The sequence below is a fragment of the Craterilacuibacter sinensis genome (assembly GCF_009831765.1).
Taxonomy (GTDB): Bacteria; Pseudomonadota; Gammaproteobacteria; order Burkholderiales; family Chromobacteriaceae; genus Craterilacuibacter; species Craterilacuibacter sinensis.
Map to the genome: position 1 here is coordinate 149,160 of NZ_WSSB01000003.1, position 26,899 is coordinate 176,058.

General features: G+C 60.2%; 20 protein-coding genes. 5 read left to right on the plus strand and 15 right to left on the minus strand.

What is annotated here, in order from left to right:
* Window positions 1-101: 101 nt before the first annotated feature.
* On the plus strand, window positions 102-4,370 hold the full coding sequence (locus GQF02_RS04605) for a PAS domain S-box protein (RefSeq protein ID WP_160795179.1): 4,269 nt from the start codon (window positions 102-104) through the stop codon (window positions 4,368-4,370).
* Window positions 4,354-5,466: a response regulator gene (locus GQF02_RS04610; protein WP_160795181.1), complete on the plus strand. Its 1,113-nt coding sequence runs from the start codon at window positions 4,354-4,356 to the stop codon at window positions 5,464-5,466. Before GQF02_RS04605 ends, GQF02_RS04610 begins: the two co-directional genes overlap by 17 nt.
* Window positions 5,467-5,877: 411 nt before the next feature.
* Here the strand turns inward: GQF02_RS04610 and GQF02_RS04615 are convergent, their stop codons facing one another.
* From GQF02_RS04615 to GQF02_RS04650, 8 genes are all read right to left on the minus strand, one after another.
* Window positions 5,878-6,246, minus strand: coding sequence for a hypothetical protein (locus GQF02_RS04615; protein WP_160795183.1), 369 nt, complete (start codon window positions 6,244-6,246; stop codon window positions 5,878-5,880).
* Window positions 6,247-6,328: 82 nt separating this feature from the next.
* The gene (locus GQF02_RS04620; RefSeq protein WP_160795185.1) at window positions 6,329-6,823 is read right to left on the minus strand and encodes a GNAT family N-acetyltransferase; all 495 of its coding nucleotides are present in this window, start codon (window positions 6,821-6,823) and stop codon (window positions 6,329-6,331) included.
* A complete protein-coding gene (locus GQF02_RS04625) occupies window positions 6,820-7,356 on the minus strand; it encodes a GNAT family N-acetyltransferase (protein WP_160795187.1) in 537 nt (178 codons plus the stop codon). The genes GQF02_RS04620 and GQF02_RS04625 overlap by 4 nt, the downstream gene beginning before the upstream one ends.
* Window positions 7,357-7,438: 82 nt before the next feature.
* Window positions 7,439-8,620: an acetyl-CoA C-acetyltransferase gene (locus tag GQF02_RS04630; RefSeq protein WP_160795189.1), complete on the minus strand. Its 1,182-nt coding sequence runs from the start codon at window positions 8,618-8,620 to the stop codon at window positions 7,439-7,441.
* 69 nt (window positions 8,621-8,689) lie between these two features.
* Window positions 8,690-10,456: a PHA/PHB synthase family protein gene (locus GQF02_RS04635; protein ID WP_160795191.1), complete on the minus strand. Its 1,767-nt coding sequence runs from the start codon at window positions 10,454-10,456 to the stop codon at window positions 8,690-8,692.
* A 180-nt stretch (window positions 10,457-10,636) separates the two neighbouring features.
* Window positions 10,637-11,788: an HD-GYP domain-containing protein gene (locus GQF02_RS04640; protein ID WP_160795194.1), complete on the minus strand. Its 1,152-nt coding sequence runs from the start codon at window positions 11,786-11,788 to the stop codon at window positions 10,637-10,639.
* A 61-nt stretch (window positions 11,789-11,849) separates the two neighbouring features.
* Entirely contained in the window at window positions 11,850-15,791 is a 3,942-nt protein-coding gene (hrpA, locus tag GQF02_RS04645) for an ATP-dependent RNA helicase HrpA (RefSeq protein WP_160795196.1), read from the minus strand.
* A 69-nt stretch (window positions 15,792-15,860) separates the two neighbouring features.
* The gene (locus GQF02_RS04650; protein WP_160795198.1) at window positions 15,861-16,589 is read right to left on the minus strand and encodes an FFLEELY motif protein; all 729 of its coding nucleotides are present in this window, start codon (window positions 16,587-16,589) and stop codon (window positions 15,861-15,863) included.
* A gap of 86 nt (window positions 16,590-16,675) precedes the next feature.
* Between GQF02_RS04650 and GQF02_RS04655 the strand changes: the two genes are divergently transcribed.
* Both GQF02_RS04655 and GQF02_RS04660 read left to right on the plus strand, forming a co-directional pair.
* Window positions 16,676-16,960, plus strand: a complete 285-nt coding sequence (locus GQF02_RS04655) for a polyhydroxyalkanoic acid system family protein (protein ID WP_160795200.1) — start codon at window positions 16,676-16,678, stop codon at window positions 16,958-16,960.
* Between the two features lie 44 nt (window positions 16,961-17,004).
* Window positions 17,005-18,462, plus strand: a complete 1,458-nt coding sequence (locus GQF02_RS04660) for a wax ester/triacylglycerol synthase family O-acyltransferase (protein WP_160795202.1) — start codon at window positions 17,005-17,007, stop codon at window positions 18,460-18,462.
* Window positions 18,463-18,467: 5 nt separating this feature from the next.
* Here GQF02_RS04660 and GQF02_RS04665 read toward each other — a convergent pair whose 3' ends face one another.
* The 4 genes from GQF02_RS04665 to GQF02_RS04680 form a co-directional block, all read right to left on the minus strand.
* The gene (locus GQF02_RS04665) at window positions 18,468-19,244 is read right to left on the minus strand and encodes a tetratricopeptide repeat protein (RefSeq protein ID WP_160795204.1); all 777 of its coding nucleotides are present in this window, start codon (window positions 19,242-19,244) and stop codon (window positions 18,468-18,470) included.
* A gap of 12 nt (window positions 19,245-19,256) precedes the next feature.
* On the minus strand, window positions 19,257-19,898 hold the full coding sequence (locus GQF02_RS04670) for a TetR/AcrR family transcriptional regulator (protein WP_124735350.1): 642 nt from the start codon (window positions 19,896-19,898) through the stop codon (window positions 19,257-19,259).
* Between the two features lie 39 nt (window positions 19,899-19,937).
* On the minus strand, window positions 19,938-21,110 hold the full coding sequence (locus GQF02_RS04675) for a patatin-like phospholipase family protein (RefSeq protein WP_160795206.1): 1,173 nt from the start codon (window positions 21,108-21,110) through the stop codon (window positions 19,938-19,940).
* Window positions 21,111-21,177: 67 nt separating this feature from the next.
* A complete protein-coding gene (locus tag GQF02_RS04680) occupies window positions 21,178-21,783 on the minus strand; it encodes a phasin family protein (RefSeq protein WP_124735348.1) in 606 nt (201 codons plus the stop codon).
* 179 nt (window positions 21,784-21,962) lie between these two features.
* On the opposite strand from GQF02_RS04680, the gene GQF02_RS04685 reads away from it, so the two are divergent.
* On the plus strand, window positions 21,963-23,945 hold the full coding sequence (locus GQF02_RS04685) for an SDR family oxidoreductase (RefSeq protein WP_160795208.1): 1,983 nt from the start codon (window positions 21,963-21,965) through the stop codon (window positions 23,943-23,945).
* Here GQF02_RS04685 and GQF02_RS04690 read toward each other — a convergent pair.
* Genes GQF02_RS04690 through GQF02_RS04700 form a run of 3 tightly spaced genes read right to left on the minus strand, consistent with a single transcriptional unit; the run spans window position 23,942 to window position 26,809 of the window.
* Window positions 23,942-24,874: an esterase/lipase family protein gene (locus GQF02_RS04690; protein WP_160795210.1), complete on the minus strand. Its 933-nt coding sequence runs from the start codon at window positions 24,872-24,874 to the stop codon at window positions 23,942-23,944. The genes GQF02_RS04685 and GQF02_RS04690 overlap by 4 nt on opposite strands.
* Before the next feature lie 48 nt (window positions 24,875-24,922).
* Window positions 24,923-25,681 (minus strand): nitroreductase family protein, encoded by a 759-nt coding sequence (locus GQF02_RS04695; protein ID WP_160795212.1) that lies wholly within the window; start codon window positions 25,679-25,681, stop codon window positions 24,923-24,925.
* Between the two features lie 24 nt (window positions 25,682-25,705).
* The gene (locus GQF02_RS04700) at window positions 25,706-26,809 is read right to left on the minus strand and encodes an LD-carboxypeptidase (protein ID WP_160795214.1); all 1,104 of its coding nucleotides are present in this window, start codon (window positions 26,807-26,809) and stop codon (window positions 25,706-25,708) included.
* Window positions 26,810-26,899: the final 90 nt, after the last annotated feature.

Consider the following 26,899-nt stretch of genomic DNA (forward strand, 5'->3'; position numbering starts at 1 on the left):
TTTGCTATGCCTTTTGTTGTTTTGCCTTGTTTTATAGTTTTGAATGGCATTTTTTCCTATAAAGGAAGGACTTCTGCTTCTCTGATATGGACTTCCCCAGTATGTGGCCAGCCCTGCAGCGTTTTTCCGCCAACCGCACGATCTGGCAATACATGCTTGCCTTCGCTTGCGTCGCCTTGCTGATTCTGGCCGGCGCAAGCCTGACCGCCTTGCCGCGTCTTGCACATATGGCACGCCTGTCGGATGATTTTTATCAGCAGGTTTATCGCAGTACACAATTGTCGGCCGAGGCGCGCTACGAGGTGCTCTTGGGGCGACGCCTGTTACGCGACATCATTATGGAACCGGATGCCGCCATGCGCGCGAGCTTGCAGCAAGCGCTGATACGCAGCGATGCGCGCGTACTCGCGAGCTTGCAGGCATTGGGTAGTTTAGATCAGCAGGCCCACACCGTTCCGGTACTGGCAAAATCGGCGATCGTGCAGTTCGAACAGTTTATGGCGCAAAGAGGAACGGTGCTGGCGCTGGCCGAGCGCGGGCGCAGCGATGAAGCCTGGGCGCTGACCTTGCTGGTTTCACCACAAAGCCCCGAGCAGCAACTGGATGACACGCTGGGTGAAATCCGCCGCCTGGGTGATGTGCGCGCCAGCGAGACCTGGCGTGGCATGATGCAGAATTACCAGCAAGAAGTCCGTGCAACCTTGCTCTGGTTTGTGCTGGCGGCGGTTTTGTTGCTGGGCTGCGCATGGTGGGTGACGCGGGCGATACGCCGGCCGCTGGATGCCTTGACCCAGGCCATGGCGGCCATTGCCGACGCGCGACTGGATACGCCGATTCCGGCGCTGAGCTTGCAAAATGAAAGCGGGGTGCTGGCGCGGCATCTGGCCCGTTTGCGTGATGTCTACCGGGTGATGGAGTTGCAGCGCTGGGTCAAGGTGGAAACGGCGCATATTGCCAGCGAGATGCAGCAGTCGGCCAGCCTGAGCGAACTGGCGCAGCGCATGCTGGCCCGTCTTGCACCCTTGCTGGGGCTGGGGGGCGCGCTCTTGTATCTGCATCGGGAAAACAGGCAGGCACTGACTCTGGTGGGGACTTACGGGCGCGCGGCGGATGGCGCAGTAAAAAACCGGCTGGCCTATGGCGAGGGGCTGGTCGGCCAGTGCGCGCTGGATCGTGAGCCGCTGACCTTGAGCCTGCCATCCGAAGGGCGCATCGTCTGGGCAGCCGGTGCCATGCATCCCGCTCAAGTGCGGATATTGCCGGTCTGTCTGAACCAGCGCCTGCTGGCGGTGCTGGAGTTGTCGCTGCTCTCTGAGTTGAATGTGCGCCAGCAAGTCTTGCTGGATGCCTTGTTGCCATTGCTGGCGCTGAATCTGGAAATCCTCGAGCGGGTGCAAAAATCGCGCTATCTGCTGGAGGCGACGCAGCAGCAGGCAAAGCGGCTGGAGCAGCAGACGGCAGCGCTGCAGGCACAGCAAGTACAGCTTGGCCAGACGGAAGCATGGTATCGCAGCCTGATCGAGGCCGCGCCTGACGGTATGCTGGTGCTGGACGAGGAACAAAAAGTAACGCTGGCCAACCCGCGTGCACATGCCTTGTTTGCCTGTACCGATGGCAGCCTGATTGGCACCAAGCTAGCCAGCTTGCTGGGCGATGAATATGGCGTGCTCTATGCGCGCTTGAGCAGCGAAGCCGGCTCGGCCGTGCTGGGGCGGGATTTGCCCGCCCGGCGCATGGATGGCAGCCGCTTTAGCGCCGAGCTGGGCTTGAGCCGCCTGCCGCAACTGGGCGGGCAGAAGGGCGTGGTGTGTGTGGCGGTGCGTGACGTCAGCGCCGAGCATCAGGCGCGCATCCGGCTGGATGACCAGCTGGCATTTCAGAGCGCTTTGCTCGATACCATTCCTTACCCCTTGTTTTACAAGGGTGAAGACAGCCGTTTTCTCGGCTTTAACCGCGCTTATGAACAGGCATTCGGCGTTTTGCGCGCCGATCTGGTGGGCAAGCGCGTGCTGGAGCTGGATTTTCTGCCCGAGGCCGACCGGCTGCGTTACCAGCGCGAAGATGAAGAAATGATCAGCACGCTGGGCCAGTTGCAGACAGAAGTCGCCATGCCCTATGCCGACGGCCAGTTACACGACACCCTGTACTGGGTATCGGGCTTTGCGCGCAGCGACGGCAAACCCGGCGGTCTGGTGGGCACTTTTGTCGACATCAGCGAGCGCAAGCAAATGGAAGCCTGTTTGCGTCAGGCCAACGAGCGTCTGGCGCTGGCGCAGGAAGCCGGGCGGGTCGGGGTGTTCGACCTGGATCTGGCCAGTGGCCACAACTACTGGACACCGCAACTGGAGCGGATGTTCGGCCTGGCGCCGGGCACCTTTTCCGGCACGCTCGCCGCATGGCAGGCCTTGCTGCATCCTGCCGACCGGGATGAAGCCATGCGCCACTTTGTCAGTGCGCTGGAGGGAGGAGAGAGCAATTTCGAAGACGACTGGCGTATCTTGCTGCCCTCGGGGGAGGCGCACTGGCTGCATGTGAATGCGCGCATTATCCGCGACGGTGCCGGGCTACCGCTGCGTGCCATCGGCGTCAATGTCGATGTGAATGACCTGGTGAGCGCACGCGAGGCGGCGCGCGATTCGGCGCGGGCCAAGGCCGATTTTCTGGCCAATATGAGTCATGAAATCCGCACCCCGATGAATGCCATTATCGGCATGACCCATCTGGCGCTGGGGACCGAGCTTTCTGCGCGCCAGCGCGACTATCTGGACAAGATCGCGCTGTCCAGCCGCCATCTTCTGGCCATTATTAACGACATCCTCGATTTTTCCCGCGTCGAGTCCGGCAAGCTGGTGCTGGAGTCCGTGCCGTTCACGCTGGCATCGGTGCTGGACAATGTGCTGAATCTGCTGGGCGAGCGCGCCCAAAGCAAGCATCTGGACTTGCGTCTGGATGTGGCGCCCGATGTGCCGGCGGTGCTGCTGGGTGACCCTTTGCGTCTGGGACAGATCCTGATCAATTACACCGGCAATGCGATCAAATTCACCCCCAGTGGCGAGGTGGTGATCCATGTGCATCTGGATGGCGAGCAGGGCGACAAGGTGGCGCTGCTGCTATCGGTCAGCGATACCGGCATCGGCCTGAGTGAAGATGCGCGCGCGCGCCTGTTCCAGCCTTTCGAGCAGGCCGATGTATCGACTACGCGCCAGTATGGCGGCACCGGTCTTGGGCTGGCGATCTCGCATCGTCTGGCCGCTTTGATGGAGGGCGAAGTCGGCGTCGACAGCCGCGAAGGTGTGGGTAGCACCTTCTGGGCGCGGGTCTGGCTTGGGCGTGCGGTGTCGGGTATGCCGGATGCGATGCCCCGGGAGGGGGACGATACGGCCAAAACACTGGCCGGCGCGCGTATTTTGCTGGCCGAAGACAATGTGCTTAATCAGCAAGTGGCCGCCGAATTGCTGGCGCGCGTTGGCGCTGTGGTCGAGGTGGTGGGGGATGGCGCCCAGGCGCTTGCGCGTGTGCAGCAGGCACCATTCGATCTGGTGCTGATGGATATGCAGATGCCGGTCATGGACGGTATGGCCGCCACGCGTGCCATCCGCGCCTTGCCCGGCATGGCGCAGCTGCCCATTCTGGCGATGACCGCCAGTGCTATGGCGACAGACAAGGCACAGTGTCTGGCCGCCGGCATGAATGACCATATCGCCAAGCCGATTGAGCCGGCCAGCTTGTATGCCACGCTGAGTCATTGGCTTGCGCCGCGTCCGGCACAACTGCCGCTGGCTGCTTATGAGGGATTTTCGCCGCAGGACGGTTTGCGACGCTGTGGCGGCAATAGCGCGCTGTATCTGGATCTGTTGCGCCGCTTTGTCGATGCAGAAGCCGGCGCCGCCGGTGAAATCGCGCAGGCGCTGCTGCAGGGCGATGCCAGCCGTGCGCGTTTGCATGCGCATAGCCTGCGTGGTGTGGCGGGGAATCTGGGGGCGGTCGCTTTGCAAGAGGCGGCCACGCAACTGGAAAGCGCCATCGAAAACGGTGCGGGCGAGAGCGCGTTACCGGCGTTTACCGATTCTTTGGCCGCGCTGTGCACCCATCTGGCCGGTGCCTTGCCTGATGTGGCTAGCACCCTCCCCGCAGCAGCGGCAGCGCCACTGGATGAAGCCACGCTCGCGTCTTTGCTGGATTTGATAGAGGGCAGCGACGCTTCAGCGCGCGGCGAATTTACTGCGCTGGCACCACAGTTGCGCCAGTCATTGGGCAGCGGGGTCGATCAGGTGGCGGCTGCGCTGGCGAATTTTGATTTTGACGAGGCGGGGCGTTGTCTGCGTCGTCTGGTTAGTGCTTACGGGGAAAAACATGCAAGCAAGGGGTGAAGACGATACGCGCGCACTGGTATTGGTGGTCGATGATACGCCGGACAATCTGTTGTTGATGAGCGAGCTGTTACAGCCGCATTATCGTGTCAAGCTGGCAACCAGCGGCGAAAAAGCCTTGCAGATTGCAAGTGCCACGCCGCAACCGCAACTGGTGCTGCTCGATATCATGATGCCGCAGATAGACGGCTACGAAGTGTGCACCCGGCTTAAGGCCAACCCGGCGACGCGCGATATTCCGGTGATTTTTCTCACTGCTTTGTCACGGCAGGAGGATGAAACGCGCGGCTTCGAACTGGGCGCGGTCGATTACATCACCAAACCCATCAGCCCGCCCATTGTGCTGGCGCGGGTGGCCACCCATCTGTTACTCAAGGCATCCGCCGATTTTTTGCGTGACCAGAATGCCTTTCTCGAGCAGGAGGTGCAAAAGCGTACGGCCGAAGTACAGGCGATCCAGGATGTCGCCATTCATGCGATGGCCAGCCTGGCGGAAACGCGCGACAACGAGACTGGCGGCCATATCCGCCGTACCCAGTTTTACGTCAAGGCGCTGGCCACAGAACTGGCGCGCCATTCGCGCTATAGCGCCTTGCTGGACGCGGGCATGATCGATATTTTGTTCAAGTCGGCACCGCTGCACGATATTGGCAAGGTCGGCATTCCCGATGCCATTTTGCTCAAGCCCGACCGTTTGACGCCGGCTGAGTTCGCTACGATGCAGCAGCACACGACGCTGGGTCGGGATGCCATCGTGCATGCCGAGGAGCGTTTGGGCATGCGCGTGCCTTTCTTGCAGTGCGCCAAGGAAATCGCCTATTCGCATCAGGAAAAATGGGATGGTTCGGGCTATCCGCAAGGCTTGGCGGGTGAAGCGATTCCGTTATCGGCACGGCTGATGGCTTTGGCCGATGTCTACGACGCGCTGATCAGCCGGCGCGTCTACAAGACCGGGCTGCCGCATGCGGTGGCTCGCGGCATTATCGTCAATGGCGCCGGACACCACTTCGACCCCGAGATAGTCGAGGCTTTTACCGCCTGTGAAGACGAGTTCCAGGCGATTGCCGAGCGCTTCGCCGATCACGCGTTGGAATAGTGGGTGGCAACGAACAGGCCATTTCCCTATGACGCGTTGGTGCTGGTGGATTTTGAGTTTTGCGTCCGCTACGCGGATCAATTTAGCTTGCCGCTTCCGCGCGGCATGCGGGCAGGGGCCGGACGCGCCCGGCCCCTTGCATCCCCAGCGCCCCCGAAGTCTAGCGAAACCCCGGCGAAAAAGACGCTGTCGAGGCGCTGGCCAACTCGCGATTCGCTAGCGTCGAATCGCTCAACCAGGGGCCAGCTTAAGACCTCGCCAGCGTCTTTTTCACCGGCGCGAGCCTAACGGGGAAGGGTGGCTGACGCATGGATAGCGTGTAGCACATGCTATAAAAACCTATGCGCAATTCGGGCATAGCCAATAAAAACGGCAGCCTGCAGGCTGCCGTCGTTAAACAGATGATTGGCTTTACTTGCTTTGTAGCACCGCAGCCGCTTCTTTCACGGTAGAGGCTTGCTGCTTGAGTTCGTCAACCTGCTGTTTCAGCTCGGGGTTGAGGATGGCGGCAGCATTACCCAGACGCTGGGCAACGCCGATGGCGGCACTGGCTTGCTGCTTGAGTTGCCCCAAAGGCGCACTGCTGTCCTTCAGTTGTTGCTTGGCATCGCCGATGGCGGCACTGGCCTGGTTTTTCAGCTGGTCCAGTGACTGCTTGTCATTGCTGTCCAGTGCACCGATGGCACTGGATGCCGCTTGTTGCAACTGGGTGGTCTGCTCGCCGCTGCAGGCACCCAATAGTGGCAGGGCGATCAGGATGGAGAGGAAAATAGGGCGCATTGCGGTTTCTCTATTGCATATGGATAGGGTGACAGAGTTCCAATTGTAGCCCGAGTTCCCATAAGCTGAGGAAATAGGGCAATCAGCGGCGTACGCGTGCCATGAAAAAGGCATCTATGTAGACCCCACGGCGAAAAGCATAGTCGCGGGCGCGGCCTTCCGTCTCAAAGCCGAATTTTTCGTATAGCGCCAGCGCACGAGTGTTGTCGGCATACACCGTCAATTCGATGCGGCTGATGCGCAGCCAGTTTTCGGCCAGATCGATGGCGGCCGCCAGTAGTGCCGAGCCTACCCCCGTGTCCTGGGCGCTACGCCGCACGGTGATGCCGATGCTGGCACTATGGCTGCGCCGCGGCTGGGCATCGAGATTCAGGCTGATGAAGCCGAGTACCTCGCCCGCGCGTTCGGCAAGCAGCCGGTAATGGTGCGCATCATCGGTGTTGAGGCGCTGTTCCCATAGCGCGATGGAAGGGTAGGGCAGTTGCAGGGTCTCTGCGTAGACGGCCTCCTCGCTATAGATAGCGTGCAACGGGGCTGCATCTTCCGGCTGTGCGCGACGTATGGAGATGGCGCTCATGCATGTGTGTCCTGATTCGATTGAAGCGTCTTGGCCAGTACCGTCAGCGGCAGCTCTGCCTGAAAAGGAGTGCCGACGCCGGCGCCCTGCGGATAGGGCAGCATCTGGCTGGTGCGGCGATAGCCGCGGCGCAGGTAAAAATCGGTCAGTTCGGTGCGCGCGATGATCACACTCATGAGTGCGCGGCGGCTGTGCCATTGTTCTCTAGCCCATACTTCGGCAGCAGCGAGCAGCGTTTTTCCCAGTCCGCCAGCTTGCTTTGCCGGTGTGACGGCAAACATGCCGAAATGCACGTCGTCGCCGTCGCGCTCGGCCTGGATGCAGGCGATCAGCTCGCCGTCCTGTTCCAGCCGCAGGATGGTGCTAGCGCGGGAAGCTAGCACGGCCGCAACTTGTGCGGTGTTGGCGCGCTCGCCCTGCACCAGATGGCTTTCGTGAGTCCAGCCTGCCAGCCCCTTAGCCGGACGGTAAGCGCGGTTGAGCAAGCTGGCAATGGCGGGCGCATCGTCTGGGGTGGCCGTTCGGTAGGGCATTATTGTGGTTCGTGTAGAAGGGAAGGTAGCTAGGCAAATAAAAATCCGGCCTGCGTTTGGTGCAGGCCGGATTCAAGCGGATTTAAGCGCGCTCGACTGCCAGCGCAACGCCCATGCCGCCGCCGATGCACAGCGTGGCAAGACCTTTTTTAGCATCGCTGCGCTGCATTTCATGCAGCAAGGTCACCAGAACGCGGGCGCCGGATGCGCCGATCGGGTGGCCCAGTGCAATGGCACCGCCGTTGACGTTGACCTTGGCCAGATCCCACTCCAGCTCGCGTGCCACGCCCAGCGCCTGTGCGGCGAAGGCTTCGTTGGCTTCGATCAGGTCCAAATCCTCAATCGCCCAGCCGGCCTTGGCCAGCGCCTTGCGCGTAGCGGCAACCGGGCCCAGACCCATCACTTCCGGTGCGCAGCCGGTCAGCGCGTAGCTGCGTACGGTGGCCAGCGGGGTCAGACCCAGCTCTTTGGCCTTGGCGGCCGACATCATCATCACCGCAGCGGCGCCATCGTTCAGGCCCGAGGCGTTGGCGGCGGTGACGGTGCCATCCTTTTTAAAGGCGGCGCGCGGCTTGGCGATGCTGTCGGCGGTGGAGCCGGCCTTGATAAATTCGTCACGGGCGAAAGCGACAGGGTCGCCTTTTTTCTGCGGAATCAGGACAGGTACGATTTCGGCGTCAAACTTGCCGGCAGCTTGCGCGGCTTCGGCACGGTTTTGCGAGGACAGCGCCAGCTGGTCCTGCTCTTCGCGGCTGATGCTGTAGCGCTCGGCGATATTCTCGGCGGTGATGCCCATATGGTAGTGGTTGTAGGCGTCGGTCAGACCGTCGAACACCATGGTGTCCACCAGCTGGGTATTGCCCATGCGGAAACCGTCGCGAGAGCCCGGCAGAATGTGCGGGCTTTGGCTCATGTTTTCCTGACCGCCAGCGATGACGATCTCGGCATCGCCATTGGCAATGGCCTGAGCTGCCAGATGGGTGGCGCGCAGACCGGAGCCGCATACGACGTTCAAGGTGGTGGCCGGGGTGGTGACCGGCAGGCCGGCCTTGATCAGTGCCTGGCGTGCCGGGTTCTGGCCTGCGCCGGCGGTGAGGACCTGGCCCAGAATGACTTCGGATACCTGCTCGGCGGCAACGCCGGTTTCTTCCAGCAGCGCCTTGATCACGGTTGCGCCAAGCTCAGGGGCGGATACCTTGGACAGCGAACCGGCAAAATTGCCGATGGCGGTACGTTTTGCAGCAACGATCACGACTTCTTGCATAGGATTCTCCATTATTTTCGTCGGGTGGGGCTTGCGCCCTGCGCCCGGGTGAGGCGCAGGGTTTGATGCTTAGTGCTGCAACTGGGCATCCAGCGGTTTCAGGCTCTTGGCCTTGACATAGTTGCCCGGTGCGTCTTCTTGTGCCGGGTTGGCCTTGCTGCCCAGTGTTTTAGGCGTGGCAATGTCTTCACCGGATTTCGGTGCCAGCCAGGCATCCAGATCTTTCCACCAGCTGCCCGGCAGGCTTTGGGCCGAATCGAACCAGGCTTGTGCATCTTGAGCCAGGTTGTCGTTCACCCAGTAGTTGCGCTTGTCCTTGGTGACCGGGTTGATGGCGCCGGCGATGTGGCCGGAGGCGCCCAGTACGAAGCGTTTTTCCGCCACGCCCCTGAGATAGGGCAGGCCGGCATAGGCGGATTGCCACGGGACGATATGGTCTTCACGTGCGGCAAAGATATAGACCGGAATATCGATGCTGCCTACGTCGACTTTCTCGCCCAGAAGGGTGATGGAGCCGGGACGGGTCAGCGCGTTATTGAGGTAGAACTCGCGCAGGAAGAAGGTGTGCATAGGCAGCGGCAGATCGACCGAATCGTTGTTCCAGTACAAAAGGTCGAACGGTGGCGGGGTCTTGCCCAGCATGTAGTTGTTGACTACATAGTTCCAGATCAGATCGTTGGCGCGCAAGGAGGCAAAGGTACGGCCGATTTCCTTGCCGCTGATGATGCCGCCTTGTGCTGCCTTGGCTTCGCGCTTGGTGACCAGCTTTTCGTCGATCATGACTTTGACTTCGCCCGGCTCGGCGTGGTCGATCAGGCTGGTCATGAAAATGGCGTTGTCTATGGTCTTGATGCCCTTGGCTTTCATCACGGCCAGTGCCGTGGTCAGCAGTACGCCGCCGATACAGAAGCCCAGTGCGTTGATGCTGTCCTGCTTGCTGATTTCGCGCACCACATCGGTGGCGGCAAAGATGCCTTTTTCCAGATAGGTGTCCCAGGTGAAGTGTTTCATCTCCACATTGGCCGAGCGCCAGGAAACCAGGAAGACGCGGTAACCCTGGGCCACAAAGTGGCGCACCATGGAGTTTTCCGGCTGCAAATCCATCAGATAGTACTTGTTGACGCAAGGTGGCACGATCAGCAGCGGCTTTTCATGAACCTTGGCCGTGGTCGGCGTGTACTGGATCAGCTCGATCAGTTCGTTGCGAAAGACCACCTTGCCCGGCGTGGTGGCAATATTGACGCCGATTTCAAACTTGCTCTCGTCCGACATCGAAATATGGCCTTTTTCGATATCGGACATCATGTTCTTCATGCCCTCGACCAGACTCTCGCCCTTGGTCTCGATCGCGCGCTTGATCACCTCGGGGTTGGTCAGCATGAAGTTGGTCGGTGCCATGGCATCGATATACTGGCGGGTAGCGAAAGCCAGCTTTTCTTTTTCATCTTCCGCCATCTGCGATTTGTCGACCAGTTCGGTCATCCATTTGGAGGTCAGCAGATAGCTTTGCTTGATAAAGCCGTAGAAGGGATGGTCGTTCCACTCCGGGGATGAAAAGCGGCGGTCGCTGCTTTTGCCCGCTTCGTCGGCCGGCGCGGCTTGTCCCAGAAACTGCATCCACATATTCAGCTGCTGCTGGTACAGATTGGTCTGCATCTCGATGAACTGGTTGGCCCCCGTCATCATTTGCTGCCAGTTCTGGGTCAGCTGGGCCATGTCCATACCTTGGGCCTGGGTGCCGGATACCGCATTGACAAACTGCTGCATCCACTTCTGGTTGGCTTCGGTCAGTCCGTTAAAAAACTGGTCCAGCGCGGCCGGGTTCTCTTGTGTCATCTGTTCTCCTGTTCTTGTTGCTCGACATGGGCAAAGGGGCAGCCATTACTGGCTACAGAGTAACAACTAGCTATGACAAAGTCACATCCGTACGCGTGCAAGGGGTATTGCCGTCGCCGAGTGTTGGTTTTGTGCACTTGCACACTGCTGTGGGAGGCCTTGCCGGCGGTCAAACCGGCTTCAGTCTTCGCGGCGGCAGCGCCATAAAGAGGCGAGATAAGCCGTGCGTACCCCCGCACAGGATGCACTGACGCTGGTGCTGACGGCAAATTGCGCCAGACGGGTTTCGCGCAGCAAGGGCGCTGCATAAGGTGCCTGATCTTCTTTGCGCAAGGCCGCGACATAAGGCTCGTTGACCTTGTCACGGCGCGCGACAACGACGGCAATTTCGCCATTGACCAGACGGACAAAGCTGCCTGGCGGATAGATGCCCATCTCCTTGACCAGCAAGGCGGTGTATTGGGCATCCAGCAAAGTTTCGCGGTCGCGGAAAATCTGCGCCAGTGCCTGCTGTGACAAGAGCGCCTGACGGTAACTGCGCGGCGTGAGCTTGGCCGCTGTCAAATCGGCCAGATGGATCAGGTGGGCCTGAGTCGGAATGTCGGGGCGCAAGAGCCCCAGCGGGTAGCCGCTGCCGTCCCATTGCTCGTGATGGCTTTGCACCAGCGTATGCCAATGCTCATCGGTGACGCCGGCGGCGCGCAAAATGGCCGAACCCAATACCGGATGTATGGCGATTTGTTCACGCTGTTCCGGGCGTAAACGGGCTTCCTGGCTGTGCAGGCTATCCATCAGCGGCGCGATGGCGATATTCATGGTCAGCGCGGCGCATAGCAATGTATTGGCCTCCGCCTCTGGCAGCTCCAGACGGCGCGAGATCAGTGCCAGCAAAATGGCGACATGCACACTGTGCGTGGCGCTGTAGCGGATGACGGGGGCCAGAAGCAGTGCGGCAATCATGGCGTCCGGCATGAACGCGGCAAGATCGGCCAGTTCGGCCGCCAGCTTGCGCACGCGGGCAGTAAAATCCGGCAACTGCAGCGCCTGTTGCTGCAGATAGTCCAGCCGCTTGGCTGCATGCAGCAGTTCTTCGAACGGATTGATTTCGCGCGCTTCGGGTCGCGCCTGGGCCGGCGGCGGCGCAGGCACTTCGCCCGTCTGGCCGGTTTGTGCTGCCGCGTGCAGCAACAGGCGCGCGCGCTGCGCATCGGTCAGGACATAGTGACCGCGGCCAAGCAAGAGCATACCGTTTTGCGCATACATATTGAACGGCAGGGCTTCGCCTACCTTGACCGCCGACTCCAGCAGCTTGTTGCTACTTGCCTGTTCCATCTTGCATTTCCCGGGCCGGGCATCGTCATGGCCGGCCCGCCTTATCTGCGGTTAAAGGGGGTCAGTTCGCCGGCAAGCTTGCCCAGTCTTTCATCAGGCGCTTGAGCGAAACCGGATACGGGGTTTTCAGTTCCTGTGCAAACAGGCCGACGCGCAGTTCCTCGATTTTCCAGCGGAACAGCAGCAGTTCTTCCGACGGCTCGCCCTTGTCGCTGTCTTCGGCTACACGGCTTTGCCATAGCTGCAGCAATTGGCGCACCTCGGCACCGCGCTGGCCATCGCGCTGCGGATTGCTGACCTGCTTTTCCATGCGTAAGGTCATCGCCTTCATATAGCGCGGAATCTGCGACAACTGGCTCCAGGGCGTGGCCAGCAAGAAGCCCTTGTAAACCAGCGCATCGAGCTGGCCCTTAAGTTCGTTGCCCAGCTTGTGTCTGGCCAGACGGGCCGTGAGCTGCAGGTATTCGCCGGCGATCTGGTTAAGGTAGGACATCACCGCCTGGGTGACCGCCGGCAAGCGGGTGCGGGCGCGCGCCTTTTGCTCGTTGAATGCTTTTTCGCTACGTGGTGCCTCGTCGTCGCCGATAAAGGCACGGTCGCAAATGCACGCAATCGCATCTTGTAACAGATCGTCGGCATTGGCGACGCCGCGTAGTTGCAGCGCGACCTGGGTAAAGCCGGACGGGCCCTTGCCCAGCTGCTTCATCTGCTCTTTCAGCTGCAGTTGCAGCAGGCGGACCACGCCCTTGCGGTGGGCACGGCGGGCGGCAAGCTCGGTGTCGTACAGGCGGATGGCCACCTTGCCTTCGGCTTCCAGAGTGAGGGCCGGGTAGCCGGTGAGCTGCTGGCGGGCGCGGGCAAACTGGATGCACTCGGGCAGATCGCCGAAGTCCCATGTGGTGACATCGTCGCGCTCGAACTCGGCGCTGGTGTCGCGAAAAGTCAGTTGCGCCGCCTGGCCGAACTGCTTTTGCAGCGCCGCGAGGTCGCGGCCCATGCCGATTTCCTGCTTGCCGTCATCGATTATGCGGAAATTGAACAGAAGATGGGCCGGCAGCGGATGGGCATCGAAATCAACCGGCTCGACTTTGACGCCACCGGTTTCGCGCAGGATAAAGCGTGCCAGCTGCGGCGCGATGGCCTGAGTCTCGTCCGGTGCCGACGACAAAAAGCGGGTGACAAAATCCGGCACCGGCACGCAGTTGCGCCGCACCTGTTTGGGCAGGTTCTTGATCAGTGCGGTGAGCTTGTCGCGCAACATGCCCGGCACCAGCCATTCAAACGGCGCAGCCTCCAGCCGGTTGAGACTGGCGAGCGGCACATCGACCGTGACGCCGTCCAGCACATGATTGGGCTCGAAGCGGTAGCGCAAGCGCATGCGCCCGTCCGCATGCTCCAGCCATTCCGGGAACTGGTTGACGGTTACGTGTTGCGCCGCGTGGCGCATCAGCTCTTCCCGCGTGAGATAGAGTATCTTGGGCTCAGCCTGTTCGGCCTGTTTGCGCCAGGCTTCAAAACTGGCGGCATCAGTCACCGTTGCCGGGATTTTTTCGGCGTAAAAATCGTACAGTGCGTCCTCGTCCACCAGCACATCCTGACGCCGTGCCTTATGTTCCAGCTGCTCCACATCCCGGATCAGCTGGGCGTTGCGCTGGAAGAAGGGCGCGTTGCTGCTGTATTCCATCGCCACCAGCGCACCCTTGATAAACAGCTCTCGCGCATCTTCCGGCGCGATGCGGCCATAGCTGACCGGACGTTTGGCAACCAGAGTCAGACCGTACAGGGTGACGCGTTCGCTGGCCACCACTTCGCCGCGCGCCTTGTCCCAGTGCGGCTCGAAGTAATGGTATTTCACTAAGTGCTGCGCCAGGCCTTCTATCCATTCGGGCTCTATCTTGCCGACGCAGCGCGCATACAAGCGGCTGGTTTCGACAATCTCGGCCGCGACCACCCATTTGGGTTTGGCCTTTTTCAGTCCGGAGCCTGGGAAAACATGGAAATGCACGCCGCGCGTGCCGGTGTAGTCATCGCCTTCCAGCGCTTTCTGGCCGATATTGCCGATCAGGCCGGTGAGCAGGGCCTTGTGCAATTGCTCGAACGCGATGGCATCCAGCTGTTTTTTCTTCTTGTCGGAGAGCTGGGCATCGGACACGGCTGCGTGGCTGTGCGCCGCCTCGCGCGTGATCAAGCGCATATCGCTGGCGATTTCGGCCAGCTGGGCATGCAGCTCGCGCCACTCGCGCATCCGGAGGTGGGACAGGAAGTGGGTGTGGCACACGTCCAGCAACTGGCGGTTGGATTTTTTGTGCTTGAGCGCGTCCTGGAAAAAATCCCACAGATAAAGGAAGGACAAAAAGTCAGACTTGTCGTCGGCAAAGCGCGCCTGCGCGCGCTCGGCCGCTTCGCGCGCATCGAACGGGCGCTCGCGCGGGTCCTGAATGGACAGGGCGGCGGCGATAATCAGCACTTCGCGTACACAGCCGTAGTCGCGCCCGGCCAAGAGCATGCGGCCTATCTTGGGGTCGACCGGAATGCGCGCCAGTTCCTGGCCGACGGCGGTGAGTTCGCTCTTGTCGTTGACCGCGCCCAGTTCCTGCAGCACCTGATAGCCGTCGGCGATCAGCCCCTTGGATGGGGCTTCGATAAAGGGGAAGGCGTCGACTTTGCCCAGACGCAAGGACGCCATGCGCAGGATCACTGCCGCCAGGTTGGAGCGCACGATTTCCGGATCGGTAAATTCGGCGCGGGCATTGAAATCGTCTTCCGAATACAGGCGCACGCAGATGCCTGCCTCGACCCGGCCGCAACGCCCGGCGCGCTGGCGCGCGGCAGCTTGCGAGATTTTTTCTACCAGCAGCTGTTCGACCTTGGCGCGCGGGCTATAGCGCTTGAGACGGGCGAGGCCGGTGTCGATCACATAGCGGATGCCGGGTACGGTGAGCGAGGTTTCGGCCACGTTGGTGGCGAGCACCACGCGCCGGCCACCCGAGGGACGGAAGATTTTTTGCTGGTCTTCATTGGACAGGCGGGCAAACAGCGGCAGGATTTCATAGCCGCGAATGCCGGCTTTACGCAGCTTTTCAGCCGTATCGCGAATCTCGCGCTCGCCCGGCAAAAACACCAGGATATCGCCTGCGCCCTGGCGCGAGATTTCATCGACGGCGCTGGCGATGGCGTCTTCCATCTCGACTTCGCGCTCGTCCTCGTCGCGCTCCTTGAGCGGGCGGTAGCGCACTTCGACCGGATAGGTGCGTCCCGACACTTCGATCACCGGTGCGCCGTCAAAATGGCGCGAGAAACGGTCGGCATCGATGGTGGCCGAGGTGACGATGACCTTGAGGTCGGGCCGGCGCGGCAGCATCTGCTTGAGATAACCCAGCAGGAAATCGATGTTCAGGCTGCGCTCGTGCGCTTCGTCGATGATGATTGTGTCGTAGGCTTCCAGATAGCGGTCGGTCTGGGTCTCGGCCAGCAAAATGCCGTCGGTCATCAGCTTGATCACGGAACGTTCGGACAGTTTGTCGTTGAAGCGCACCTTGAAGCCGACATGCTCGCCCAGGGGCGTGCCCAGTTCGTCGGCGATGCGGCTGGCAACCGAGCGTGCCGCCAGACGTCGCGGCTGGGTATGGCCGATCAGGCCATGCACGCCGCGCCCCAGTTCGATACAGATTTTGGGCAGCTGGGTGGTTTTGCCCGAGCCGGTTTCGCCGCACAGGATAATGACCTGATTCTTGGCGATGGCTGTGCGGATTTCGTCGCGCCTGAGATTGACCGGCAGTGCATCGTCAAAGCGCGGCTTGGGCAGATGTTCGCGCCGGCTGGCAACCTTGGCCTGCGAGCGCGAGATAGCGGCGCTGCTGTCATCCAGTAGCCGTTTTGCGTCCTGGCCCTTTTTCAGGCGCTGCTCGGCATCGGAGAGCTTGCGGCGCAGGCCGTGGCGGTCGCGGATCAGACAGTCGGCAAGGGATTTTTTCAGTTCGGCAACAAGGGCTAAGGCAGACATGCGCTCTATCGGTAGGGATGGACTAAGGCGGCGATTATAGCAGTGCCGGCCGGCGCTTTGCCCGCTCGCTTACAAGCCGTCGCTGCCGCCGAAAAAGAGCGTCTCCATCAGTGCCGTTTCGCGTGCGGCAATGGTGGCGAGGAATTCAGCGGCGCCTTGCATATGGCGAAAGCTCTGGTAGCCGCGGCTTAAAAAGCGGTGCAGGTCGGCAAGGCCGGCAAGTCTGGCCGGGCCGGCCATCATCTGCAGGCTGAGTCCCAGTAGCGGTTTTTGGGTGAGATGATCCAGCGTGTGGCCGATTTCGCTCATCAGCCAGATCTGGCGCACGCGTTCGGCCGGGTTGTTGCAGTCGCGATAGGCGCGGGCATAGCGTGTTGCATCCAGCGCTGTGTCATTGCCCAGTTGTGCCAGCATGGCGTTATCCAGGGTTTCGGACAGGGCATCCATTTCCAGCGCATGTGCCAGTACACGCAAGCCTGAGGCCGGCAGCAGCTTTTCCAGCGTCGGCATGATGCGTTCGACTTCGTTGTCGCGCTCGGTCGCATCATGGGTGCCGTAAAGCTCCTGCAGAAAGAAACTGGCCGCCGGCGCATAGCGCTCGCTGTCCAGCAAATCGGCATAGGTGCGGGCGAGGCGCTCGGACTGCCAGGCGCGCAGTGCCAGACGGGCTTGTGCATATTGTGGCCGGCTGCGTGCGGCCTCGCGCAAGCTGCGGGCCAGCGTCAGTTTGCTGTCCAGTTGTGCAAGCCAAAAAGCCTTGTCGTCTTCGTGCTGGCTATCCAGTGAGTGCTCGCTCATAACGCTGCCCGCTATCGTGATTTGGAAAATTTAAGGCTTAAATTTATGCTTTTGCCATTACCTGTTCGCCGCATTATACTGCGCCAATGAATGAAATTCTGGTTATTCGTCGTCACAGTTTAAGCCGGGCAGACGCCAAACAGGCGGCCGAAGCCATTGCGCAGGCGCTGGCCGATGAGCATGCGCTGGCATACGAGTGGGTGGACGAGCTTGTCCTGCACTTTATGCGTAGCGGCGTGAATGGCTCCTTGTTGCTGGATGAGGGGCAGGTGACTGTCCGAGTGCGGCTGGGCTGGCTGCTCATTCCGTTCAAGTCTGCTTTGGAAGATGCAATTCACGATTACTTTGATCAACACTTTAGCGAGCACTGAGTGTCTGCCAGTTGCTATTGCTTGAATTCCACCGGAGTCTGCTAATGGCAATGTGTAGTCCTATTTCCCACGTCGATACTGCGTGGTTGCGCATGGATAGTCCGCATAATCTGATGCAGATTGTCGGCGTGATGATTTTTGACGGTGAGCTGGATCAGGCCAGCTTACGCCAGAGCATCAGCGAGCGCATGCTGCGCTATGACCGTTTCCGTCAGATAGCCCTATCTGAAAACGGCCGTTATTTCTGGCATGAAGATTCTGATTTCGATCTGGACCAGCACCTGAAACGGGCTATCTTGCCCGGCGACGGGGGGAAAGAGGCGCTACAGGCTTTTGCCGCCGATCTGTGTGCAACACCATTGAATCCGCACCGCCCGCTGTGGGAGATGCATCTGGTGGATACCAGGCTGGGCGGGCAGGCGCTGATTGTGCGCATCCACCATGCAATCGGTGACGGCATTGCGCTGGTCGATGTCCTGCTGTCGATGATGGATGACGCGAGCGGCGTGTCTGGTGGCGGGGCCGAGCCGCGCAAACTGCCGGAAAAGCGCAAGGATGAGGGCGAGCGGCACTTCCTTGATATGATCTGGACACCGGTCAGCACCGCGATGCTGACCTCGATGAAAGTGTCGAGCAATCTATGGCTCAAATACATGGAGCTGGTCAGTAATCCGCGTAAGGCGATGAACTATATCGGCATTGGCTACGATGTCGCGGCGGAGGCGGCCAAGCTTGCCTTGATGGCCAATGATTCGCCGACCCGGCTCAAGGGCAAGCCAGGCCCGGTCAAGCGTGTTGCCTGGTCCGAGCCTTTGCCTTTGCCCGAAGTGAAGGCGGTCGGACGGGTGCTGTCCTGTTCGGTCAACGATATGCTGCTTTCTGCCGCCGCCGGCGCCATCCGTGCCTATCTGCTGGCCAAGGGCGATCCGGTCGAAGGGCTTGAAGTCAGGGTGATGGTGCCAGTCAATCTGCGCGGCGAGGGTGACCGGGGGACGCTGGGCAACCGCTTTGGTCTGGTGGCGCTGGAGTTGCCGGTCGGCATCGCCAACCCGCTTGCGCGCCTGTATACGGTGCGCGAGCGCATGGAGGCACTCAAAGGCTCTTATCAGGCTGTGCTGGCACTGGGTATTCTGGGCGTGGTGGGCATGGCGCCTAAGCTTGTGCAGCAGCAGATACTCGACTTGCTGGCGAATAAGGCCAGCGCGGTGATGACGAATGTGCCGGGGCCGCAAAAGAGCCTGTATCTGGGCGGCGCACGGCTGGCACAGCCCATGTTCTGGGTGCCGCAGTCGGGCAATATCGGCGTTGGCGTGTCCATTCTGTCCTACGACGGCAATGTGCAGATTGGTCTGGTTACCGACAAGGGGCTGATACCGGACCCTGAGCATATTGCGAACCGTTTCAATGACGAATTCAGCCAGCTTCTGCTTTTGGTGCTGATGGAGCCGCCTGAGCGGCTGGCCGACCCCGAGGCGGTGGAGGCTGCACTCAGGGCCGGCTGATTGCTTTACTCTTCCAGCTCGGCGCGGGCGGCTTCGATGTCCAGCCGTTCCATCGCATCGGCCGCCTGACAGGCGGCCGCTTCTTCATACAGCTTTTCCGCGTCTTTCAGCCGGCTTTTGCCATACAGGGCAGCCAGCGCATTGGCGTACTCGGTACGGGCAATGGCCGACTCGGGGTTGAGCGCCAGCGCCTGCTCAAATAGCCGAACGGCTTCGTCTTTTTTGGCGCCATAAGTGATGCCGGCCATCATGGCACCGACTTTGACGACAATCTCGGTGTGCCAGGTGCCCAGCGCGATCATGGCGTCGGCGTGTTCTGGCGCCAGCGTGAGCGTACGCTCCAGGCTGGCCTTGACCTTGCCGCCCAGCCCTTGCGCGAGGGCACGGGCAATCGAAATGCCCTGGCTATAGCGTCCCAGCGCATAAGCGTGGATGTACCAGGCATTGGCATTGTCCGGCGCTTGTGCCTGCAGGGTTTCGCAGCGCTTGGCAATGTCCTGGAAGCCTTCAAGCTTGTGCTCTTCGTCCTCGTCCAGATAGGTGAGATAGATCATGGCGGCCTTGTTGGCGGCATTGATGCCCGAGGTGCCCGCCGTGAGGCCTGTGTCGTAAGCACGGGCAAAGTCGCCGGCATGGTAGGCGCGCCAGGCCTCCTGTGCCGCCTTGTCTTGTGGCCAGGGTTCGCAATCGCCCTGATGCAGGCGCGGCCAGTGTTTTTTCAGGCTGGCCAGCGTGTAAGCGTAGGCTGGCTCTGCATAGGGAAAGGCTTTCCAGTTGGGCATTGCTATCTCCTTTTATTGTCGGGCAAGATAATGATGTGAAATGCGCTCAAGCAAGGTACGCGCCTCGCCTTGCAAGTAGGGCGCAGCCAATTGCATGACCTGATAGGCGCCGCGACCGATATCCGGTTCGGTTCGCGGACTGCGCGCATGCTCATAGGAAATCCAGAAGGTGCAAACCAGCGCCATATTCACGGCCAGCGCATGGATCTCGCTGTCGCCCGCTTGCAGTACGCCTGCGCGGGCGAGGTTGTGGCACAAGGTGGCGGCTGCTTCTTCCTTGCGGCGCAAAATGCGGGTGAAGTGGGTTTCGACCAGCCGGTTGGATAGCAACAGGTTGTTGATGTCGTGGTAGAAAAAGCGGTACTGGCAGATGGTTTCGAATAACAGGTGCAGAAACAGCCAGATGTCTTCCGGCTCCTGCGCATGGTCATCGACGGCCAGCAGCAAACGGCCGATTTCCTCTTCGTAACGGGCGAACAGCGCGTTGACGATGTCGGTCTTGCTGTGGAAATGGTAATAGAGATTGCCCGGGCTGATCTCCATTTCGACAGCAATCGCGGCCGGCGTGACGCCAGGCTCGCCCAGTGTATTGAACAGGCGTAAAGCAGTCGCAAGAATGCGCTCGCGCGTCTGACGGCTGGGTTTTTTCTCCATTTGCTTTTTCCGGGGGCCGATTGACGCTACAAGCATACCCTATATGGATATTTTGTCGTCCAGCTTATATTTAAGTTTATCCAGCGTGCGCTCCAGATTTTGCAAGGTGCCGCCTAGCCCCTTTTTTTTCGGCAACAGCAAACTGCGGTTTTTATCGGTGATGACCGCCATATTCAGCTTGAGGCCGTGTTTCTCCAGTAGCGGTGCCAGCGTCTGGCGCCGCCGGTACAGGTCGGTGCGGGTGTGCTGGTAGGCGTGCTCGCACAAGCTGCGGCGGTCACGATAGCTGAATACATTGGCGAAGAAGATCGCCTCGTTGTCGCGGGCCGGCTCGAACAGCAACACGTCTGCGTGCGGGTATTCATGTTTGTAGCGGCTCATGCCGGTATGCAGGCGTGAATGGATGATGGCGCGAAAGGTTTGCGACAGCACGCCGGGCAGGCCGCGCTCGTACAGCTTGTGGGTGTTGGCCTGTTCTTTGGGCGCGCGGTAAGGCACCAGCGGATTGACGCAGAACACCAGATCGGCACCTTGCTCCAGCGCAACCGAGGCGTGCAGCGTCTTGACCAAGGCACCGTCAACATAATAGCGATCCTTGATTTTGACCGGCGGAAACAGGCCGGGCAGGGCGGTGCTGGCTTGTACGGCTTTGGATACCGTGATGTCGTCAAAGCCGGGTGAGCCAAAGGCGATGGCCTGCCCGGAGTCAAGGTCGGTTGCAATGATGGACAGGCGGTGATGCAATGCGTGGAAGCTATTGCTGAAGCCGTCCTTGCTGAATAGTTCGGTCAGAATGCGGTCTATGCCCTGGCCGTCAAACAGCCCGGTTGGGATGGCCTGGTTCAGTTGTTGTAGCGATTCGAACAGGCCATGACGGCAAGGTGCGGCCAGATAGTGCTGCAGTGAAGAGGCCAGCAGATTAGGCAGCATGCCCAGACGGGTCAGATATTCGGTCAGCGCCGGGTGTAGCAGTGTGCCCGGGTCAAACATCACGGCGGCGTCATCGTTGATCAGGATGCGGGCCAGACGCGCAGGCGGAATATTGTTGGCGAGTATGGAGGCGATGAGCGCCCCCGAGCTTACGCCGACATAAAAATCGACATGGCTAAAATCCAGACCGTCTATGGCTTCGGCCAGCGCCGCGCAGGCCCCCACCTCGTAAATGCCGCCCAAGGGGCCGCCTCCGGCCAGGGCAATACCGATTTTGCTCATCTGTTTCCCCTCCCGTTAAAAAGCCCGGCACGAAGGCCGGGCTTGTGCACGATGGTGTGGTGTTGCTTTAAGCGGTTGCGGCTTCAGTCTTGCCGGCGCTGTTGTCTTCTGTTTTGGCCGGGGCTTCTGCAGCCTGCTCAGCGACAGGTGCAACTTCAGCAACCGGTTTTTTAGCGCGCGCCGGCTTTTTCTCGGCGGGTGCTGCGACTGCAGCAACAGCGGCGGCTGCAGGCTTGCTGGCGCGTACGGCCTTGGCCGCTACCGGCTTGGCGCGGGGCGCTTCCTCTGCCTGTTGGGCTTCGGTCAGCTGCTGTACGACTTCGGTCAGCTCGGCAACACGCTTGCTCAGCTTTTCTACATCCTTGCGTGTCGGCATGCCCAGACTGGACACGGCGCGTGCAACGCGGTCTTCGAATACCTGTTCCAGACGCCCCCAAGTGCCGACGGTCTTGTCGGCAACTTCGGCGATTTTCTCGTCGGCGACCTGACGGGTTTTGGCTTGCAGCACTTCGCCTTCTTTTACCAGTGCGTCAAATACCTTGCCGCCTTCTTCCTGGGTCTTGGCATAAGCACCCAGACCGGCCAGCCAGATCTGCTGGGCGGATTCGCGAATAGTCGAAGCCAGTTGGTTTTCGGTTACCGAGCTAGCGAGAGCTTTGAGTTTCTTGGCCATGATGACCTCCTAGGTGCGTTGCTTGTTGGGGAGTTCTTTGTTTCTGCTTGCAGTGTAGGGGGGAAAGTTAGAGGGATCAGCCTAATCAGCACAGCTGACGAGAATATGGCATATTGCATTTGCATACACGGACGTAGCAGCGTTAAGTAGCTAAATACAACACGAGGAGTCAAAACAATATGCAGTATTTTATTACCGGTGCCAGCGGCTTTATCGGCAAACGTCTGGTACGCAAATTGTTGCAGCGCGAGGGCAGCGTGGTGTATTTCCTGATGCGCGATGGCGATCAGGGACGTATCGAAGAGCTCAGAACTTATTGGGGTGTTGATGGCAGCCGCGCTATTGCCATAGCGGGTGATTTGACCCAGCCGCTTCTGGGGGTGAGTGTCGAAGATGTTGTTCGTTTGCAACATAAAGTGGATCACTTTTTCCATCTGGCCGCCGTTTATGACCTCAGTGCAGATGCCGAAACCCAGCAGCGCACCAATGTAGAAGGTACGCGCCAGACGGTGCGCTTTGCCGAAGCCATCGCGGCCGGCCATTTCCATTTGTTCAGTTCGATTGCTGCAGCCGGCCTGTTTGAAGGGCTGTTCCGTGAAGACATGTTCGACGAGGCCGAACATCTCGACCATCCGTATTTCCGCACCAAGCATGACTCGGAAGGCATTGTGCGGCGCGAGTGCAAATTGCCGTGGCGTATCTATCGTCCGGGCATGGTGGTGGGGGACTCGCAAACCGGCGAGATGGACAAGATAGACGGGCCTTATTACTTCTTCAAACTGATCCAGAAACTGCGCCGCCTGTTGCCGCCATGGATGCCGACCATAGGGGTGGAAGGCGGGCGCATCAATGTGGTGCCGGTCGATTTTGTCGTGAATGCGGTCGACCATATCGCCCACCTAGAGGGTGAAAATGGCCAGTGCTTCCACCTGACCGATCCGTCGCCTATGCGCGTGGGCGACCTGCTCAATACCTTTGCCCGTGCTGCGCATGCGCCGGAAATGGCGCTCAGGATTAATGCGGCATTGTTCGGATTTATTCCGCGCCATCTGGTGAAAATGGTGATGGCGCTGGCGCCGGTACGCCGTGTACGCGATGCACTGATGCAGGATCTGGGCTTGCCGGAAGATGTGTTCGGTTTCATTAACTACCCGACGCGCTTTGATTGCCGCGAGACCCGCCGTGCGCTTAAGGGTACCGATATCAGCGTACCGCCACTGGATACCTATGCCTGGCGTTTGTGGGATTACTGGGAGCGCCATCTGGATCCGGCGCTGTTTGTCGACCGTTCACTCAAAGGCCAGGTCGAAGGGCGCGTGGTGCTGGTGACCGGGGCGACTTCGGGTATCGGCAAGGCGACGGCACTCAAGCTGCTGGAAGCCGGTGCCATTGTACTGACCATTGCGCGCGACCCGCAGAAGATAGAAGAAACGTGCCGCGAGTTTGCCGAGGCGGGCTTTACCCTGCATGTTTATCAGGGTGATATTGCCGATATGGCCGAAGCCGAGGCGCTGACGGCACAGATTTTGGCGGACCATGGCACGGTCGATATTCTGGTCAATAATGCGGGGCGCTCGATCCGGCGCGCGATCGAGGATTCCTTCGACCGCTTCCATGATTTCGAGCGCACCATGCAGCTTAACTACTTCGGTGCACTCAAGGTCAGCATGGGCGTGTTGCCCGGGATGATCGAACAAAAGCGCGGCCATATCATCAATATCTCGTCCATTGGCGTGTTGACCAATGCGCCGCGCTTTGCGGCCTATGTCGCATCCAAGTCGGCGCTGGATGCCTGGGCCCGCACGGCCGCATCGGAGTTTGCCGACAAGGGGGTTCACTTCACCTGCATCAATATGCCCTTGGTCAAGACGCCGATGATTGCGCCGACCAAGCTATACGATCAGGTGCCGACGCTGACACCGGAAGAGGCGGCCGACATGATCTGCGACACCATCATCAATAAGCAGGTGCGTCTGGCGACCCGTCTGGGTACTTTAGGGCAGGTGCTGCATGCCGTTGCGCCGCGTGTGGCACAGGTGATTATGAACACAAGCTTCCGCACCTTTGCCGATGCGCCCAAGTCGAAAGACGGCAGCAAGCCGGCACGTCCGACGGGCAATCAGACTGCCTTGTCCGAGATGATGCGCGGGATTTACTTCTAAGCCAGACGGTGGCGGTGTTCGGCACCGTCATCCGTGCTGGCCGGGGAGATTTTGCCGGCCAGCAGTTGGCAAAGCAGTGCCGATGTCTGTCGGGTGTAAAGCAGGGCGAGATGGCCGGTAGCCGGCATCTCGATATCGACAGCGCCGTTCAGGCGCTGTCTGTCTTGCGGCGTGACAAAGTTGTCGTGGCTGGTGCGTACCGAAATCGCGGCAATGGCAGGCAGCGTTTCGCCCAGTGCGCCCAGCCATGGTGAGTGCGGCTGCATCTGGCGCGCATTCTCTCCCATGCCAAGGCGAGCCAGTTCGCTGCCGCGATGCGGGCTTGCCAGCGTGATCAGCTGGGTGACACGGTCGGCACCATGGCGCTTGAGGTAGGCGCGGCTGACCAGCCCGCCCATGCTATGCCCGACCAAATGCACACTTGGGGCACCGGTTGCGGCGCAGACTTCGCGTATGCGCTGGTTCAGCTGAGTTGCCAGCATGTCGATGCTTGCCAGTGGGGGGGTCAGGCTAAGCGTAGCGACGACATGGCCGGCAGCTTCCAGTTCGCGGCGTATCTTCCACCATACGCCCCGGCTGCAACCATAACCGTGTACCAGCAAGACGACACTGCGGCACGGGCGCAAACGGTCGGCGCGCATCCATAGTTTCTCGAACGGCAGCAGCAGGCTGAAGGTAAAGACATAGGCCAGATACTCATGCAGCAGCATATGAAGCCAGCGCATCAGGCCAAGCGGTGCTGCGGGAGAGGCGTAGAGGCGGGAAAAGCCCCAGATAAAAGTCATGGTCAGCATGCGCAGCGCCAGCATGGCCAAGAGCGCCAGCAGCAGGGTGTGCATCAGGCTGGTGTCGGCCAGATGGTGAATCAGCGCGCTGTCCAGAGCCAGTTCGGCCAGCAGCAAAAGCAGAAGGGAAGACGGGATGTTCATGATCTGAGCATCCCGTCTTTTGTTTCCTGCGTCAATGTGTCTTGTGCTTTAGCTCTTGATGTCGATCAGGCCAAAGCCTTGGCGCTTTAGTGCTTCGCCCACGGTCGGGAAGTAGTCAACTTTGTAGTAGTTCGTCGTGGACTGGATATAGGAAGGCATATCGAACTGGCCTTGTGCATCCCACCAGTGGCGCAGGGTGACATCGTAGTCGCGTATGCCGGCGCTGACCTTGTCGTTGTCGTAGCGCTCGTTCAGGGCGAAAGATTCCAGCGGTACGCGCGGCTTGATGCGCGGCAACTTGTCAGGGTCGGCGACGCCCAAGGTGGTGCCGAGCAGTGGGAAGGTGCGCGGTGGCAGGCCGAACAGCTCGATCAGTGCCTGCGGGTTATTGCGTATGCCGCCGATGGCGGTGGTGCCGTAGCCCAGCGAGCCTGCCGCCATTTGCAGCGCCTGCAGCATGATGCCGGCGTCGACTGCCCCCACGATCAGGCCTTCTGCACATTGGTCTATCAGTTGTTTTTCGCCGGCCATGGCCACGGCGTTGGCGGTGCGGTTGAAGTCGATCAGGATGGTGATAAAGACTTCGGCCGAGGCAACCTGCGGCTGTCCGCCAGCGATTTGGGCAATCTTGCGTATGGTGTCCTTGTCGCGGGTGACAATCAGCGAAATCTGTTCGCCATTGACCGAGGTCGGTGCCTGTTGCGCCGCGCTGAGGATGATCTGCAGGTCTTTGTCGCTGACTGGCGCACCGGAGAAATTGCGGATGGAGCGGCGCTCCAGCATTTGTTGAATCACAGGATTGGGCATGGCGTGTCCTTGTTGTTTTAGTGGTCAGAGTACGGAGGTCAGCGCGGCAAAATCCAGGCCGCTTGCGCTGCTGATCGGGTAATCGGGGAAGGTGACGCTATAGCCCCAGCTATCGGTCGCAAGTGTGGCCATCGCGCCCAAGGGGAAGGTGGCCTTGTTGCGGATATGGCCGAACGGAAAGCCGGTAAACACCGGCACGCCGGTGACCTTGCGTACATGATCGGCCACGGTTTCCAGTGTGTAGCCTGGATCGTAATGGTCCTTGATGTTTTCCAGCGAAAAATCGCCCAGCACGATGGCGCGCTGGCGCTTGAGTACGCCTGCCAGATTGAGTTGTTGCAGCATGCGTTCGATACGGTAGGGCTGTTCACCTACATCTTCCAGAAACAGGATGCCGCCTTCGATGACCGGAAAATAAGGGGTGCCGACCAGATGCGAGAGCACGCTCAGATTGCCTCCCCAGAACAGGCCTTCGGCCTTGAGGCTATGGGCTGGGTAATTGCTCACGCGGATGCTCAGCGGCTTCTGGGTGCTGGCGCGGACAAAGGCATTCATGGTGTCTATGCTGGGCACCGGCGCGCCAAAATCGCTGTACAGCATAGGTCCGGCGAAGCTGGGGATGCCGCCTTGAGCCAAGAGCGCCAACTGGATGGCGGTGAAGTCGCTGTAGCCCATCACCAGGGTGCCGGCCTCCCTGAATAGCGGACACAGCCGTTTCCAGTCGATGTAGGGCAATAGGCGCATCGCGCCATAGCCACCGCGGGCCGACAGCACGATCTTGGGGGGGGCGACATTGCTGATGCCGTTGAAGTCGGCCAGGCGCTCGGCATCGGTGCCGGCGAAGCGCTGGAAGCGGCGGCTCAGGCAGGCGATATTGTCCAGCCGGTAGCCGGCCTGACTCAGGCGCTGCACGCCATACTCGGCACGTATGCTTTGCGGCAACAGGCCGGAAGGTGCAACGACGCGAATCAGCGGTGTGATGGACAGAGGCTGGATGGGGGCCGGTGTGGGGAGAGGGGCTGTCGTCGGTTTCACTCGGTTGCTGCATCCTGGCAAGAGCCCCAGTGTGCCGAAAACGGCCAGAGCCTGCATCAGGGAGCGTCGGGTCGGATCGGGTAGCTTGGGCATGATGATGGGTGTATTGCTTGCAGACAGGATGATAACAGTCTAGATGCGAATTGCCGCAATGCTGTTATTCCGTAATGCACTAAGCTTTCA

Excerpts from the sequence above, each read along its gene's own strand:
- GQF02_RS04605 (WP_160795179.1), top strand. The coding sequence starts at position 102 with ATGTGGCCAGCCCTGCAGCGTTTTTCCGCCAACCGCACGATCTGGCAA.
- GQF02_RS04610 (WP_160795181.1), top strand. The coding sequence starts at position 4,354 with ATGCAAGCAAGGGGTGAAGACGATACGCGCGCACTGGTATTGGTGGTC.
- GQF02_RS04615 (WP_160795183.1), bottom strand. The coding sequence starts at position 6,246 with ATGCGCCCTATTTTCCTCTCCATCCTGATCGCCCTGCCACTATTGGGT.
- GQF02_RS04620 (WP_160795185.1), bottom strand. The coding sequence starts at position 6,823 with ATGAGCGCCATCTCCATACGTCGCGCACAGCCGGAAGATGCAGCCCCG.
- GQF02_RS04625 (WP_160795187.1), bottom strand. The coding sequence starts at position 7,356 with ATGCCCTACCGAACGGCCACCCCAGACGATGCGCCCGCCATTGCCAGC.
- GQF02_RS04630 (WP_160795189.1), bottom strand. The coding sequence starts at position 8,620 with ATGCAAGAAGTCGTGATCGTTGCTGCAAAACGTACCGCCATCGGCAAT.
- GQF02_RS04635 (WP_160795191.1), bottom strand. The coding sequence starts at position 10,456 with ATGACACAAGAGAACCCGGCCGCGCTGGACCAGTTTTTTAACGGACTG.
- GQF02_RS04640 (WP_160795194.1), bottom strand. The coding sequence starts at position 11,788 with ATGGAACAGGCAAGTAGCAACAAGCTGCTGGAGTCGGCGGTCAAGGTA.
- hrpA (WP_160795196.1), bottom strand. The coding sequence starts at position 15,791 with ATGTCTGCCTTAGCCCTTGTTGCCGAACTGAAAAAATCCCTTGCCGAC.
- GQF02_RS04650 (WP_160795198.1), bottom strand. The coding sequence starts at position 16,589 with ATGAGCGAGCACTCACTGGATAGCCAGCACGAAGACGACAAGGCTTTT.
- GQF02_RS04655 (WP_160795200.1), top strand. The coding sequence starts at position 16,676 with ATGAATGAAATTCTGGTTATTCGTCGTCACAGTTTAAGCCGGGCAGAC.
- GQF02_RS04660 (WP_160795202.1), top strand. The coding sequence starts at position 17,005 with ATGGCAATGTGTAGTCCTATTTCCCACGTCGATACTGCGTGGTTGCGC.
- GQF02_RS04665 (WP_160795204.1), bottom strand. The coding sequence starts at position 19,244 with ATGCCCAACTGGAAAGCCTTTCCCTATGCAGAGCCAGCCTACGCTTAC.
- GQF02_RS04670 (WP_124735350.1), bottom strand. The coding sequence starts at position 19,898 with ATGGAGAAAAAACCCAGCCGTCAGACGCGCGAGCGCATTCTTGCGACT.
- GQF02_RS04675 (WP_160795206.1), bottom strand. The coding sequence starts at position 21,110 with ATGAGCAAAATCGGTATTGCCCTGGCCGGAGGCGGCCCCTTGGGCGGC.
- GQF02_RS04680 (WP_124735348.1), bottom strand. The coding sequence starts at position 21,783 with ATGGCCAAGAAACTCAAAGCTCTCGCTAGCTCGGTAACCGAAAACCAA.
- GQF02_RS04685 (WP_160795208.1), top strand. The coding sequence starts at position 21,963 with ATGCAGTATTTTATTACCGGTGCCAGCGGCTTTATCGGCAAACGTCTG.
- GQF02_RS04690 (WP_160795210.1), bottom strand. The coding sequence starts at position 24,874 with ATGAACATCCCGTCTTCCCTTCTGCTTTTGCTGCTGGCCGAACTGGCT.
- GQF02_RS04695 (WP_160795212.1), bottom strand. The coding sequence starts at position 25,681 with ATGCCCAATCCTGTGATTCAACAAATGCTGGAGCGCCGCTCCATCCGC.
- GQF02_RS04700 (WP_160795214.1), bottom strand. The coding sequence starts at position 26,809 with ATGCCCAAGCTACCCGATCCGACCCGACGCTCCCTGATGCAGGCTCTG.